Consider the following 15,409-nt stretch of genomic DNA (forward strand, 5'->3'; position numbering starts at 1 on the left):
TCTGAATTTCCTCGTGCTTACCTGAAGCGCACGTTACTACGACTTTTGTTAACTTCAGTCCATAAATTAAATTTTTTTAGAGAGTAAGATTTTACCATTTTGACAAAGTGGGTGATGTTACTGGCTTTTGTTGTGGTTAAATCGCATGTTTTGATAGTAAAAATCACCATTTGCTTGGTGTTTTTGAATTCGGGTGATTTTTCTATCTCGTTGAAAATAAATGGCTAAGTAAGTAGGATACGCAGACCAAATCGTACTTGTAAGCCTTATCAGCTTAATTGTCACCGCAGCCATATTTACGATGTTGGTTGTGGAGAATTCAAATGCATTTAGTTTGCAAATTTATACCTAGCTCGAAGCTATCCTCCAACGAGCTATCTTATGTTCTTACACCGGACGAGTGTATAGGACAGCTTTCGCGTTTGCGAAATTCAGATGACATCCTTAGAAACCTCCCTAAAGAATTGGCGCAAAAGATTTCCATCTCTGCCAAAAAAACGACCAGCGCATTGCTAGCTGCTATAAGAATCGAATTGGGAAAAGGCAATTGGGTGTCATTATCTACCGTTGCACGTCGGTCGCCATTGACGGACTCTCAGCTGCAAAGCTTCCCTAGACTTAAATCACTCGTTGACTCTGTATCTGCTTCGAATGAAAGCAAAGCTTTTAAAGCAGGATACAAGCAGGTTACCGACGATGTTGCTTTAGTTCGTAGTTACACGCATGTCCCCTCTGAGCCAAGTCCAGATCAAAAAATCGTTGTCGAGTTTGCAGGGCAGTGGTCTAGCAACGCGGCATGTTTGATGTTGGGAAAAACCGAAGCTCAAAAAGAAAAAGTGACTGTAGGCAAGGCTGATACAGAAAACAAACACCGCAGCCTCGCGACATTTAAAGATCTCGAAGCTGAGGGCAAAACGCTTTATATCAAAATCCCTTGCACTGACCAGCCTCAGCCAATTTTGCTTAAACTCGCCGAAGACCTGCAACCCGTTGATAAAGAAACTCAGATGGATGAGTGGGATAACGTGTTAGTGCCTGTGGTTCCTCTATACAAATCGGGTTCTTCATGGGATGGCTACACATCAGGGCGTGTTTACATTATTTGGAGAGGAGAAGTCTGGCGTGAGTTGCAAGTGACTAGCAATGGATACTTTGCTGATGTGGATATGAGCAGTAGCCGGAAGAAAACAATGAAAACAAGGCACGTCAATATTGATGGCTCTTCATTGTTCCCCGGTGAGAATGTTGCATTTGAACCATTCTCAATTTTGCAAGATGGGGTAGAAGTATTTAGCGGTGAACTAGACATCAATGAGCAGGCAAGAGTGTTTAGTTTGCTCGCTGAAGAGGTTGAGGTCAAATTTGCTGGTTTTGCACATGAGCAAATGATGGTTTCGACACATCCTAGCCCTATGAAGGCCTCTTCTGCGCCGAGTGATGAGGTGTTGGGCTATCCGCTGCCTCATATCTGGCTACCATACAAAATTAAAGGCGAATGCCAAGATGTGTACCTGTATTACTCGCCTCAAGCCTTGAGTGATGGTGCTGTTTCTGAGTTAGAGAGTAACTATCAGTCGATGGCAATTTCACTATCTGAGATGTCGGATTACAGTAGCTCTAAAGATTTCACTCTACAAACGGTTTTTAAGTTACCAAAGCTATCTGAAAATCAAAAAGTGAAGGCGGTTGTTAATGAGCAGAGCAATTGTAATGTCGCGGCAGTAAACATACCGCCTCCTGGCAGCGAGATCATATTACGCTATCGAGTCCTTGGCTCCACCGATCAGCCCGATGATTATTTTATGTTACAAAATGAAGAACATGGATGGTCACAAAAAGCTTACTTCAGGTGTGCCACTCCTGATGTTGATGGTTACCTAAATTTACGATTTAGTGGCTGGCCTGAAAAGGTTAAAGAAGTCGATATTTTAAGGGGGGCTCATGCATCACGAGGGAATGAAACTCCCGAAACGTTTAAGTTGCGCGAAAAAGTAAAAGTTACGGATTTATTAGGCTAAAAAATGAAAAAAACACTACTAATCACGTTATTAGGCTTAGCAATCATTGGTTGTAATGACCAATCTCAACAAAGTGCTTCCCCTGTTTCGAGTTCTGCGCAAACAGAGCAAGAAAAACACCCAGATCGCGTTTATGTCGGCGAGCATAACTACTACGTAATGGAGTCGGCAGTCACCAATGAAAATTGGGTATCCGATGACAAAATAAAACCAATGCCTGGCATGTTCCCTAAGTACTATGTCTTTAATTCAGATGAATGGCCTAAGGAGGATATTAATGATGCTAGCTCTTATGACCTGCCGCGTTTTCAGTTCGCATGGGACAATGATGATGATGACAGGGTGAAACTGAAGATTTGGAGCATGAAGACGGATGGCACAGATTTACGCTTAGTGGTGCCAGATACTAAGGTTGATGGCATTGTGCTTATTCGACGCTCTCCTAACTTGCGTTATGTTGCTTGGATAGATAGAGGAACTGGCAAGTATGTTTACGACCTAAAAACAGGTGTAAAAACGCGAGTGATGGGATTAGGCTCCCCTGGCATGGTTTGGTCAGAGGATAGCCGTTATTTGTATTTTCATACGATGGGCGACTTTGATAACGCTCGTTGGGATTCTGAAACTGGCGAAATTGAAGCAATTGATTTTGGAGTTGGCCCTTACGCTGTCCTAAATAATAAGACAATAACGAATCTAAGTTACACAGGGGTGTTTAAGCGAAATTTAACGAACAATGCTCTGAAACACATAAGCATTAAGCCAAAAGGCAAGGTTCAGCAAAGAGAGTGGTTGAAATTTAGGGGTATGAGCCCAATGGGAAGATATGCTTGGGGCCAAAATGCTCAAAATCGATTCTTTTTTGATATTGAGAATGAAACTGTAAAAAAATATGACAAAACTGAATATGTGGGTTCGGGGATATTAGGAAAAGATGCTCGATTCAGTGCACACGACCGTGTATCCCGTATGACAGTGGTTGATCGCGAAACACAGATAAGGTGGCAATGGTATGCGCTAGGTACTGGTGAAATAGGCGTTAACTCAAACATGAGCTTATACAATGGCTTGGCAAATGATGGTCTTTGGTTTAAGGAGAGTGAGTGATGGTTGACTTATGTACTTACGATAAACCAATGTACTTGCTAGGAGTGTATTTTCAAGGTGAAGAAACAGAAGCAGGACGCGAGTTCAGTAATTGGAATACAGTGTCAGACTTAACCAGCGCAAATCATGTAAAGAATGTTCGACCTATCCCATTTACCCCAATACTAATAGATGCTCTCTCTCAAGACTCTGTAACTTTGCCTAGGTTTTGGGGAAGTGATCAATATGGCAGGCTATGTAAGGTGTCGTACTTAAGTGAAGCCGAGGAGAGTAAACCGCAAGTGCTTCTTCGCCATAACAGCCCCATCACAACGATTGATGATGCCCATGACTATGAGATGCTTTTTCCACCAACTAATTTAATTGGTCAATTGGCGAAAAGTTCATCATCTATTACTGAAATTAAGGAAACCATAAAGTCCCTCTATACGAAAATGAGTCCTCAGTTAAATCAGCCGAGGCTTTTTAAACCGTCGAAAGTTTCAGTAAAACAACTTGCGAAGCCTTACACTCAAGAGTTTGGGGCGTTACTTTCGCAAGAAGAAGAAAACTACAACCAATGGTATGCTGATATTCAGTCATCTGGTGTTGAGTTTATTGAAGGGTTTGTTGTACCCAGTGTAAATACCATTAGCATAGTGTTTAGCAGCGATATTTACATAGGTGCTGAGGTGTCATTAATAAAATATCGGAGCCACCTTGAAAATCAGCAGCAAACCTCAGAACAGGTGTTAGCAAGGGGGATTGTAGTGCGGCCTTTTTATGATGATGAAGATCAAGAGTCGCAAGAATTTAACGACACTTTACCATCTGTATCATTTAATCTACCGTCGGTCATCGAACCTTCAAGTTCTGAGTCAACCTCAGAAGGTAATCACATCGTACTTGGGGATGGTTTCTACGGTCTGAGGGTTCAGTTCTTTGTTCAGGATTATCTTAAAGAAAATAAGCGTCTTCAAAATAAGTTTCCTGAAGTTATCAAGTCTGGACGACTTCGATTTGAACGTAATAAATCGTCGGCGGTTACTGGCCTAGAAGAGCAGGATTGTTATACCTACGAATTGAATGAAAAGGTAACGTTTAAATCAATCAGTGGTTACGGAAAACTAGCCATTGTGTGTGGCGACATGATCTCTCTTGAAGAATGTTTGTTTTACCAGTACCCCCAAGCATTACCTTCCAATTACAGCGAGTTGATGACAAAAACTGGTAAATCCGTTCCTCTCTCTGGGACAGGTGTCAATACACTCGGTTTAGCGTCAGCAATCAAAAAGAACGCGGAAAGTCTGGCTGAAGGTTTTCTGATGGGAGGGAATCCATTTTCAGATAACCTGAAAGCAACCATGTTTAGTGTCTCTAAAGGTATCTGGTCGGACATAGAGAAACAAAAACTGCCCGATTTAATGACCAGTAGTGTTGCACTCGCTTTTGGCTTTTCAGCATTTAAAGAAAGCCGTAAAGAATTGACCAAGGCGATAAGATTTGCCAATAAGGGGCTCGACTTTAATCAGGCGGCGGCCTTGGCGTTTCGAAAGAGCGGTATGAACATCTCTTTTATTAAACGCGAACTCGATGTGATAAAAGCTAACTTGATCACGGGTACATTCAGCGAGAACTCAACACGACTTGCGAGGTCATGGTTTAATGGCTCCGTTATGGAGAAGATGAACCGAGCATTTCCAATTCTTGAATCTGGCTCTAGCTTAGTTGACTTGTACGATTTGGTGCAAAAAGAAAACGAGCTTGAGAAGAAGTCTCTTGAAGCCAAAGAAGATTTCGATGCGGTATCTCAAAGTTACCTTCAATCTATTTCAGTTATTAAAGCGTATCAAGAATGGGCACAAGCGTTAGACGATGCTAAAAACGTCATCAATGGTAGCGATGGTGAGGAGATAGCCCACATAGTTGAGGACAGCCAAGGGTTAGCGATTCATATCAACTTTAAGTTCAACGAATGGCAACATGGCAATGAGCACGGCAAGCTGAGAACAGACATTAAACAAGTGTGTAAGTATTTGTCGCAATTGATGCTAGATAACCCAAGCTACAAGGTATCGATAGAAGGGCATGCTGGTAGGATTGGTTCTTCTGATGCGAACGCTCTCGTGGCTGCTAAACGTGCAAAGACTGTTACTAACGCGATTATCTCCATTGACCCCAGCTTGGAAGAAAGGGTTTACACAGCGTCTTATGGCAATACTCAGCCGCTCACGGCTGATAGTACCAAGAGCGATATGTCACAGACCGGAGACAGCGCACCTGCAGCCCTAGATCGACGAGTTGAAGTTCGCTTGATTATTCCTAACTATCAAGTTGTTTTACCACCGAGCCGCAGCGGCATGGTGGAATTAGAGAAAGCACGTCAGTTGAAGCAAGCATTGGATGTTGGCTTAGATGATACGCAGAAGGCGCAAGTCGCGGCGGTGTTAACCACTCTTAGCGGGTTTGCGATGTTTACACCGTTAGCTCCGCTTGCTGCGGGCATTTTGTACCTAAGGTCGGGAGCAGAACTCGCAGACTGCGCGCTATCTGTGCTGGACGAGCTCATTACTGAAAAAGCCTATTCTGACTTTAAAGGACGTTATCAGAATATCGACCAACTAAACCAGTTGGGTAAAATCCATATTCGAGTTCTTCAACAGTACAGAGATCTAGAGGTAACGATTGAGCGTAGTGAGATAAAAACACGTGATGAAGTTGAATCTCACCTGAAGAATAAAGAAACGGTGCAAGAGTTGCAGAAACGATTTTTACTCCGTGCTCTTGCGCTTAATGGGCTCGTGGAACTGCTTGCTCGAATTTCGCTTTGGAACCCTAATGTTTCTAAGTTGCAAGGGTTGCTTGAGGAATATCGAGTTAAGGATTACATCGATGTTTATGTTATCAATGATAACTGGGAGGCACCGTTAAGTAGCTATAACACCATGGCTCAGAATTGGATACAACGAGTTAGGGATGATAAGTCAGGTGTAAGTGCTGCCCGTGCTTTTGCTCAATCTTGGAAAAATGAACATTCGCCACAATTGTCACCTTTGTTAAAGAGAGCTCGCATTCAAGGGGAGTTCAATAAAGGCTTCCCAGTACAAGCCCGTCTATATCAGGGAGATGCGGACAATGGCTTTTCCGATTTCGCGAAAATGTTCGATAACAACGTGGAGTCGATTAAATCGGACGATATTGGCTTCAGCCGTTTGCTAGTTGATAGTAAAGGGGATGGGGTTTCTTGGAAGCCGCTTGAAGAGTGGATTTCCCCAAATAAAACCAATCGAATTACGCCTTTTACACGTGTTAAGGTACAGATTGTATTATCAAGTAATGCCTCTAAATCTAAAAAGAAGATATTTAAGACAACTTTGCAATATTGTTGTGAGCGGTCGCTTTGGGACTTTAAAGGGCCAAGCTTTGAGGTTTTGATGGCGCCGCGAAAAGCGGATGATCTAACTTTGTGCGGAAGCAACGATAAGCTAAAAAGTTACTTTGACCAACACGCAGTTGAAGAGCATCTGACATGTGTTGAATTTGAGCCAACATATTGGTTCGGCGAATATGAAATCCCAGGTCTTAAGCCTTTATACTCAAATTACGAGATGCAAAGCTTCGATAAATGGAAACAAAGTGGAGAAGCTCGCTCAATGCAATACTATTTCACTGCTGATGGGAATACGTTGTCTCTAGCAGGTACTGAACAGCAGTTATCCAAGTTTAACTATGGTGTCGATGACAATAATACCTATGGTAAGCAGTGTTATCTGAATGACGATGGAGAAGTCGAGGTTGATGGTTTACCACTTGTTCTATACGACGGTCTGGCGAATAGGCAAGTAGTGATTAACGAATATGATTTACTAATCGAAGAGTTTGTTAAAAGTGCTTCTGCTAAAAAAACTGAAGGTATTGCTCCGTATCTAAAAGGTGATGTTTCGAGCTTTAGTGCTGTTTCGAAAGGGAGTGGTTTTGAGTGGTTCGATGACAAAGCACCAAAATCCCCCGTGCTTGATTGGTCCAATGACAAGCCAGTCACTATATATGTCGCTTTACTTTCCGAAGGGGGCGAAAAAGAGACATATAAGCGCATGATGGGAGAGGGCTATCGGGTGCCAATGCGGTTATCTTTGTCGATTGAAGAGCAAGAATCGATGTTTTCAAAAGATACGACTGAAGGGCCAAGTTTCTTTGGTTCATTGCTTGAAGTAGGCGAGTACACTTATAAGAAAGAAGTCCCTTCTCCTTATGCAAAAGTAGAAATTAAAGAGGTGAGTTTCACTGAGGCTGATACTGAGATTACATCGGATCTAGCCTCTTTCGTTCAAGAGTTTCAGGCGAAAGTCAAGGACGCTCCAAATCGATACCTAGACCCATTTAATGACCGTAGAACGCTGCATATTGTTAAGTTTGAGCTTAGATACACCTCTCCTACGGGACGACGAGTGCCTACTTTAAGGCCATTTGGTCCTATAGTAGACAAGAAAAAAGCAGAGTTCTTACCGGTGCATATTTCCGTATCATCACTATCGCAAACGGGGCTTGCCCCCGGTGTAGGGGAGTACCCTATAAAGCAGTCTCAGAAATTGTCTTTGCCTGGTGGTCAAAAATACAGTGTGGAAGGTGTGCCTTGGATGGAGATTGAAGGAGATGCTTCTCGAATGAATGATTCGGCTTTTCTCTACTGGCAAAAAGAGTTAGCGAACAACCCAGTGAAACGAAAAGCATGGATCGAGGATTGGATTGTGAAAGAACCAATGAATGTTAGTGCTCCGCAGCAAGAATCAATATAAAAAAACCGCCTTCGGGCGGTTTTTCTTCTCTTACCAACGGAAACTGAAGTAAAGTTTTCTCGCATCTCGCATCTCGCATCTCGCTTAACCAGCTGCAGAAATATCGTATTTCTTCATCTTATGGTTGAGAGTGCTCATTGGAAGTGCCAATTGTTCAGCGGCCTTCTTGGTGTGCCAATTACACGCATTTAAGCAATCGATGATCACTGTACGCTCGTATTGGCTGACAACGTCCTTAAGACTCTTTGAAGCGTCTTCTAAATCCGCTTGTGCCTGCCGCTCGTAAGCAGGTTGCTCTGGGGTAGGTGAGGCTGCTTTCATGTCGATACTTGGTACATCTTCTGGGATTTGTTCGCCAAACTCAATGTGAGTAATGGTTTCAAAATCGGACAGTAGCACCGAGCGCTCAATGATGTTCTTAAGCTCACGCACGTTACCTGGGTATTGATAGGCAAGGAGCTGTTTACGTACATTGGCACTTAACCCTGGCGCTTGCGGCAAACCTAGCGTGTTAGTCGTGTGTTGCACGAAATGCTCAGCAAGGGGAATAATGTCCGACTTGCGTGCTCTCAGTGGTGGTAATGTAATAGGGAAGACATTCAAGCGATAGAACAAGTCGGCACGAAATCCGCCATCTTTGATTTGCTGCATGAGGTTACAGTGCGTTGCCGCGATAACGCGAACGTCCACTTCAATCTCTTTGCTGGTGCCGATTGGGCGAACTTTACGTTCTTGTAGCACACGTAGCAACTTTGCCTGCAGTAGCATTGGCATATCGCCAATCTCATCCAAGAAAAGCGTACCGCCGTTGGCTGCTTCAAACAAACCGACTTTGTCTTTGTCTGCGCCAGTGAATGAGCCTTTCTTATGGCCAAAGAGTTCTGACTCTAATAACTGCTCTGGGATTGCGGCACAATTCTGTACGATCAAAGCCTGTTCTGAACGATTAGAGTTTTCGTGAATGTATTTCGCGATCACCTCTTTACCAGCGCCCGTTTCACCACGCAACAGAACGTCGACAGGAAGAGATAGCACCTTATCAAGACGATTCAAGACATTGAGCATTTCTTCGCTCTCTGCAATAGGACCTTGATAGGCTTTCTGGGTACGTTTTTTGAGCTGAGTGTTCTCGCGCACTAGGGCTTGATTGTCGGCATTGAGATTTTTTATTACTTGCCCGTATTGCTCTAACCACACAGCTTGGCGAATATTACTCGCGGCCATACGACAAAACTCAGTCAATGCAGCTTCATTGTCGATAACACTTAAATCGAGTAAGACTAACAGTCCAATGGTTTTGCTTTCGCTATCAATCAAAGGCCAAGCCAGTAAGTTCTCGCTTTTTAATCCCAGTGTCTGCTCAGTTTGATAGATGCTTTCGCAGTCATAGCCGTTGTACTTATACAACTCGTTAATCAACACCACTTCACCATTACGAATGGCAAAGTTAAATGGGTCGTTCTCACTGGCTGAGTCTAACTGTAATGCTTCCCAAGGGTGGGAAACAATCGTTTTATCGTTATGGTGAGCGGTACTTGGAATCAACGCTTGGCCAGTCTGGTCCAAAACATAAATGATGCCATGTTTTGCGAGGGTCATTTGTCTCGCAGCGGTCAACACAGCATCCAATGTTTGGGTAAGCTGGCTGCGATCAGCCAAAGACTGACTGATCGCAAGTAGGGCGTTACTAAGTTCGCTATGGTTAGCTGAACGCATAGGTTAGTGTTCCTTGCTCATCGACAGACACTTCGATTTGCGTATGTGAATCATCCTTGTCATGCACTAATAGCTGAGTCGATAGTTGCGGCAGCAACTGACGGTTGATGACCGCGTCGATATTACGCGCGCCTGTTTCAGCAAGGCGACAGTTACCTAGTACGAACTCAACCAAGCTTTCTTCGTAGCTTAGCGACAACTTGTGATGGCTCTGTAGACGCTGAGAAACTTTGTTCAGCTTGTGGTGAATAATTTCTGTCATTGCTTCATCAGACAGTGGAACAAATGGCAGTACCGACATACGTGCCAACAGCGCCGGTTTGAAGTGTTGGTTCAAAGTAGGGCGGATAGCTTCTGCGATGATGTTTGCATCGATGTCTTTGGATTGATGAACTAAAGATTCGATCTCATGCGTTGCAAGGTTACTGGTCATGATGATCAGCGTGTTCTTGAAGTCGATGGTGCGGCCTTCGCCGTCGTTCAGCGTACCTTTGTCGAACACTTGGTAGAACAGGTTCAACACTTCTGGATCGGCTTTTTCTACTTCATCAAGAAGTACAACAGAATATGGACGCTGACGTACCGCTTCTGTCAGCATGCCGCCTTCACCGTAACCTACGTAACCCGGAGGTGAACCAATTAGGCGAGATACCGTGTGCTTCTCTTGGAACTCAGACATGTTGATGGTCGTCATAAAGCGCTCACCACCAAACATTTGATCAGCAATCGCACGAGCCGTTTCGGTTTTACCCACACCACTTGGGCCAACCAGCAGGAATACGCCTGTCGGTGCGTCTGGGTTACCTAAGCCAGCTTTTGCAGTTTGAATGCCTTCAGACAGTGCATCGATCGCGTATTCTTGGCCTTTGATGCTTTGTGTTAGGCTTTCTTTCAGTTTTAGCGTGGTTTCTGCTTCGTCTTGAAGCATCTTACCCATTGGAATACCAGTCCAATCCGAGATCACGTGGCTGACTTCATCTGGGCCCACTTCAAAGTGAACCAGTGGGTTGCAATTGCGGATTACATCTAGCTGTTCTTGGCAGGCCGAAATTGCAATGCGAACGGCTTCTTCATCCATTTCTGCATATGGAGAAACGTCTTGCTCTTGTTCTGAATCCTCGTCTGCAGCAAGTTCTTCTTCATTTGCTTCGCCAAAGACCAGTTCATGCAAGCGAGAGCGTAGAGCAATCATCTCTTGGATCTGCTCTTTTTCTTTGTGCCATTGGGCTTCTTGTTCAGCTAGCTCTTCTTTTGTTGTTTCCATTGCCAGTTTTAGGTCTGGAATATTAGCAAGGTTGTGCTTGTCGCCAGTTTGCTGCAGAGCATCACGCTCAAGTGCTTCAAGCTCGCGCTGTTGAGCTGCAAGTTCTTGTTGCAGTGTCTCAACAGAAGCAGGAATGGCATTAAGGCTGATGTTCACTCGTGCACACGCCGTATCTAGTACATCGATCGCTTTGTCTGGCAGTTGACGGCCAGAGATGTAACGCGCAGAAAGTGCTGCCGCAGCGGTGATAGCATCGTCACGCACGTAAACGTTATGTGATTTTTCATAAGCAGGGCGAAGACCACGAATGATCAATGCTGCTTGTTCAGGAGACGGCTCGTCGAGTTTCACCAATTGGAAACGACGTGCAAGGGCAGGATCTTTCTCGAAGTACTTCTTGTATTCCGACCATGTTGTCGCAGCGATGGTTTTCACTTCGCCACGTGCTAGGGCAGGTTTTAACAAGTTTGCTGCGTCGCTGCCGCCTGCTTGGTTACCGCCACCAACAAGGGTGTGTGCTTCATCGATGAAAAGAATGATAGGGGTTGGCGAGTTTTTCACTTCATCCAATACCGCGTTTAGGCGTTTTTCGAATTCACCTTTTACGCTTGCACCTGCCTGCAGAAGACCCATGTCCAAGCCGTAAAGCTCAACACCTTTGAGGTTGTCTGGTACGTCACCTTGTACAATCTTAAGTGCCAAGCCTTCTACTACTGCGGTTTTACCAACGCCCGGTTCACCAACAGCAATAGGGTTGTTTTTACGGCGACGAGCAAGAATGTCCACGATTTGGCGGATTTCTTGGTCACGGCAGAAAACAGGATCGATTTCGCCTTTGCGTGCTTTACCAGTGAAGTCGGTTGTGAACTTGCTCAGTGCTGAGCCATCTTCACGAGCTTGTGTTTTCTCTGAAGTAGCAACTTGCGCCTCAATAGATTGGCTTGTTAGCTCTGCAAAGTTACGCTTAAGGCTGTCAGGGTTTACCGCTTCAAGGATAGAGGCGTAACCATGTTGGCCGTAACGGAGAGGGTTGCTAACAAGAGTAAGGAGTAAGGCACCAGAGCGGATTTGTGTTTCGGATAGATCTAAAGAAGAAACCAGCCAGCTTTCTTGCAACCATTCGATTAATAAAGCAGAAAAAACAGGTTTGCTGCCATTTCCTTTGGCGTTGGTGTCGAGTGTGGATCGAACCGATTGTCTTAATAAGTTCTCAGAACAATCAAAATGACTTAATAAGACGTCAAAATCACTATTTGGCCTTTCTAATAGACTCAGTAAATAATGCTCAATTTGAACTTCGTTTGCTTTTTCAGAGACTGCAAGTGCAGCGGCGTCTTCTAATGCTACTTTTGCAATCGGGTGTAGACGCTGAATTAATGAAGAAAGGTTTATATTTATCATAGCCATTTTATTCTTTAGAGGAAAAGAGGTAGCGGCTATTATACTAAAAGTGATTGCGTTCTTTTTTTATCAAGATATTTTGACTATCGTTTGTTGGTTATTTTTAATGATTATTGTGACATTAATGTTTGTGGTTATTTTAATGACGTTGTTATTCTAAATTAATTGATAGTAAAAGTGTCGGATTTATTAGTTTTAATGACTTTATTTACACAGTTTTATATGGTTATTTTCACTTTTTAAAATTAGAACAATTTATTATTATCTTAATCCAACTTTTTGGTTTTTTATCCAATAAATTGTACTCAAGATATTAGTGAATAATGTCTTGATTTGTTTAAGTTGTTGTTTTTGTTGTGTTTTTAAAGTTGGCACGGACTTTGATTATACCAAGTAGTCGCGGTGATAAGCGATTTGGTGATTTAAACAAAACAGATTTTAGAAAAGGAAATAGCGATGCCAACTCCAGCATATATGTCTATCCAAGGTGAGACTCAAGGCCATATTACTAAAGATACTTACTCTGCAGATTCAGTAGGTAACACATGGCAAGAAGCTCACGTTGATGAGTTCCTAGTACAAGAACTTGATCACGTGCTAACTGTTCCACGTGATCCACAAAGTGGTCAGCCAACTGGTCAACGTGTACACCGTCCACTTGTTGTAACTAAAGTTCAAGATCGCTCATCTCCACTACTATTCAACGCACTAGTATCTGGCGAAAAACTTCCTGAGTGTGTGATCCGCTTCTACCGTACTTCAGTTCAAGGTAAACAAGAGCACTACTACTCAATCAAATTGATTGATGCGCTACTTGTCGATATCCAAACTCGTATGAACCACTGTCAAGACGCAGCAACAGCTGACCGCGTGACAGAAGAAGTGCTTAAGTTCACTTACCGTGCGATCGAAGTAACTCACGAAAACTGTGGTACTGCAGGTAACGACGACTGGCGTGCTCCACGCGAAGCTTAATTGCTCGTCGCGTAAAGATTCAGGGCCAACGATTGTTGGCCCTAATTCGATTATTTGTATCAGGTAAAAGATATGGTGAATGACGTAGAATTTAAATTTGAAGTGCCTGGATGTGGGCATGAATTTCGGGTTGAGAGCTTTCATGTTCATGAAGAGTTATCTAAGCCTTTCCACATCAATCTCTCATTACTTTCACTTGATCCAGATATCTCGTTCGATGAGTTAATACGTAAAGCAGGAACATTGACACTTTACGGACAAGGTGTTGGGGCTGCGCGTGTGTTCAACGGCGTGGTGAATGAAGTTCGTTACTTAGGGACTGGACGTCGTTTTTCTCGTTATCAATTAGTCTTGGTTCCTCAAGCTTGGTTCTTATCTCAGCGCCAAGATTGTCGTATTTTCCAGCAAAAGTCAGCGCAAGACATCATCACAGAAGTACTCGATGATGGGGCAGTCACCGATTACCGATTTGAAGTGTTGGGTACTTATCCTCCAAAAGAATACGTTCTGCAATATCGTGAGTCTGACTTGCACTTCGTGCAGCGCATGATGGCTGAACACGGTATGTGGTATTACTTTGACCATAGCGATTCAAATCATACGATGGTCATTGTCGACAGTAATGACGCGATTGCACCTTTGATAAGCTCACCACTAAATGCTTCATACATTGGGCCGATTGTTTATCATGCCGATGGTGGCGGTGTTGCCGATCGCGAACATATCTCTGATCTCGAGTTAGTTAACCGCGTTAGAACGGGACAGGTTACGTACACAGATTACAATTACGAACACCCTAAAATTCCACAAGAGATGACACAAGCTGGCGAGCTAGACCAAGATCTCAAGCAGTTTGATTATCCTGGACGATACGTTGACCCGCTGATGGGCCAAGTGAGAACCACGGAGTGGATGTCGGAACACATTGTCGATAATCAACAAGTGGAAGCAACCAGTGACGTAATGCGCTTAGCGTCTGGTTACAGCTTTAACGTCAGTGACCATCCGCGCTCTGAGATCAACCGTGATTACCTTATGTTGTCTGTTATGCACACTGGGCAAGACCCACAAGTGCATGAAGATGAAGCGAGCGGTATGCCAACCACTTACTACAACCAGTTCTCATGTATTCCACGTGATGTGGTATTTAAAGCGCCTAAACTAGCGGCACCAGTAGTGGATGGCCCGCAAACGGCGGTCGTTGTAGGACCAGAAGGTGAAGAGATTTACACCGACAAGCTTGGTCGAGTGAAAGTACAGTTCCATTGGGATCGCTACGGTGATAACAACGAGCATTCAAGCTGTTGGATTCGTGTAAGCCAATCCATGGCGGCGCCAACTTGGGGCGCAGTTTATTTGCCGCGTATTGGCCACGAAGTCGTAGTAACTTTCCTTGAGGGGGACCCAGATCGTCCGTTAGTTACGGGCGCAGTTTACAACGGTTTGCATTTCCCACCTTACTCTTTGCCAGAAAACAAAACTCGTACCACGTTCCGCACGCAAACGCACAAAGGAACAGGTTACAACGAGTTGAGTTTTGAAGACGAAGCGAACCAAGAAGAAGTCTATATTCACGCTCAAAAAGACATGTCGACCAAGGTGCTCAACAACCGTTACCGTGATATCGGTCAAGATGAGTTCTTAAAGGTTGCACGTCACCAAACGAATGAAGTTCACGGTGACCATAAAGAAACTATTCATGGGCATAAAACGACACAAGTAAACAGTACGTTTACCGAGACAGTCGAGCAAGACGTTACCGTCACATACAACGCGAATGAAGCTCAGTATGTGAAAAACAATTCTGACTTAGAAATTGGTGATAACCGTACGACTAAGATCGGTAAAAATGATGATTTAGATATTGGTGAAAACAGTAACCTTACTATCGGTGCATCTAAGAGTTCAGACATTGGTGCGGATGATAACCAGACGGTTGGTGGCAACTTAACGGTATCAGTGAAAGGTAACACCGCTTATAAAGCCGATGGTGCGACGCAAATCATCAGTGGCGACAAAATTGTATTGAAAACGGGTGGTTCCTCTTTAGTGATGAACAGTGATGGTTCAATAAAGTTATCAGGCTCGGCTATTACGATCGAAGGCAGTGACAAAGTCGTCGTGAAAGGTGGCAACGTAGTGGTTAACTAACA

Annotated in this window: 7 protein-coding genes; 5 read left to right on the forward strand and 2 right to left on the reverse strand. The window is 43.9% G+C overall.

Annotated features, from left to right (window positions below; genetic code table 11):
• Positions 1 to 323: 323 nt before the first annotated feature.
• The 3 genes from MSG33_RS01990 to MSG33_RS02000 are packed head-to-tail and all read left to right on the forward strand — an operon-like array spanning position 324 to position 7,900.
• The gene (locus MSG33_RS01990; RefSeq protein ID WP_248379622.1) at positions 324 to 2,018 is read left to right on the forward strand and encodes a hypothetical protein; all 1,695 of its coding nucleotides are present in this window, start codon (positions 324 to 326) and stop codon (positions 2,016 to 2,018) included.
• A 3-nt stretch (positions 2,019 to 2,021) separates the two neighbouring features.
• On the forward strand, positions 2,022 to 3,125 hold the full coding sequence (locus MSG33_RS01995; RefSeq protein ID WP_012842351.1) for a hypothetical protein: 1,104 nt from the start codon (positions 2,022 to 2,024) through the stop codon (positions 3,123 to 3,125).
• Positions 3,125 to 7,900 carry an OmpA family protein gene (locus tag MSG33_RS02000; protein WP_248379625.1) on the forward strand — a complete coding sequence of 1,592 codons (4,776 nt, stop codon included), beginning with the start codon at positions 3,125 to 3,127 and terminating at the stop codon, positions 7,898 to 7,900. The genes MSG33_RS01995 and MSG33_RS02000 overlap by 1 nt, the downstream gene beginning before the upstream one ends.
• An 84-nt stretch (positions 7,901 to 7,984) precedes the next feature.
• On the opposite strand, the gene MSG33_RS02005 is transcribed toward MSG33_RS02000, so the two are convergent.
• Together MSG33_RS02005 and tssH are read right to left on the reverse strand one after the other, a co-directional pair.
• Positions 7,985 to 9,616: a sigma-54-dependent Fis family transcriptional regulator gene (locus MSG33_RS02005; RefSeq protein WP_248379628.1), complete on the reverse strand. Its 1,632-nt coding sequence runs from the start codon at positions 9,614 to 9,616 to the stop codon at positions 7,985 to 7,987.
• On the reverse strand, positions 9,603 to 12,281 hold the full coding sequence (tssH, locus tag MSG33_RS02010; RefSeq protein WP_248379631.1) for a type VI secretion system ATPase TssH: 2,679 nt from the start codon (positions 12,279 to 12,281) through the stop codon (positions 9,603 to 9,605). Before tssH ends, MSG33_RS02005 begins: the two co-directional genes overlap by 14 nt.
• A gap of 456 nt (positions 12,282 to 12,737) precedes the next feature.
• Between tssH and MSG33_RS02015 the strand changes: the two genes are divergently transcribed.
• Positions 12,738 to 13,256, forward strand: coding sequence for an Hcp family type VI secretion system effector (locus MSG33_RS02015; protein ID WP_005373415.1), 519 nt, complete (start codon positions 12,738 to 12,740; stop codon positions 13,254 to 13,256).
• Positions 13,257 to 13,328: 72 nt separating this feature from the next.
• Positions 13,329 to 15,407 (forward strand): type VI secretion system tip protein VgrG, encoded by a 2,079-nt coding sequence (gene tssI / locus MSG33_RS02020; protein WP_248379634.1) that lies wholly within the window; start codon positions 13,329 to 13,331, stop codon positions 15,405 to 15,407.
• The last annotated feature ends 2 nt before the right edge of the window (positions 15,408 to 15,409 follow it).

The sequence above is a fragment of the Vibrio sp. 1CM7H genome, assembly GCF_023161645.1.
Lineage (GTDB): Bacteria > Pseudomonadota > Gammaproteobacteria > Enterobacterales > Vibrionaceae > Vibrio > Vibrio diabolicus.

Excerpts from the sequence above, each read along its gene's own strand:
- MSG33_RS01990 (WP_248379622.1), top strand. The coding sequence starts at position 324 with ATGCATTTAGTTTGCAAATTTATACCTAGCTCGAAGCTATCCTCCAAC.
- MSG33_RS02000 (WP_248379625.1), top strand. The coding sequence starts at position 3,125 with ATGGTTGACTTATGTACTTACGATAAACCAATGTACTTGCTAGGAGTG.
- MSG33_RS02015 (WP_005373415.1), top strand. The coding sequence starts at position 12,738 with ATGCCAACTCCAGCATATATGTCTATCCAAGGTGAGACTCAAGGCCAT.
- tssH (WP_248379631.1), bottom strand. The coding sequence starts at position 12,281 with ATGATAAATATAAACCTTTCTTCATTAATTCAGCGTCTACACCCGATT.
- MSG33_RS02005 (WP_248379628.1), bottom strand. The coding sequence starts at position 9,616 with ATGCGTTCAGCTAACCATAGCGAACTTAGTAACGCCCTACTTGCGATC.
- MSG33_RS01995 (WP_012842351.1), top strand. The coding sequence starts at position 2,022 with ATGAAAAAAACACTACTAATCACGTTATTAGGCTTAGCAATCATTGGT.
- tssI (WP_248379634.1), top strand. The coding sequence starts at position 13,329 with ATGGTGAATGACGTAGAATTTAAATTTGAAGTGCCTGGATGTGGGCAT.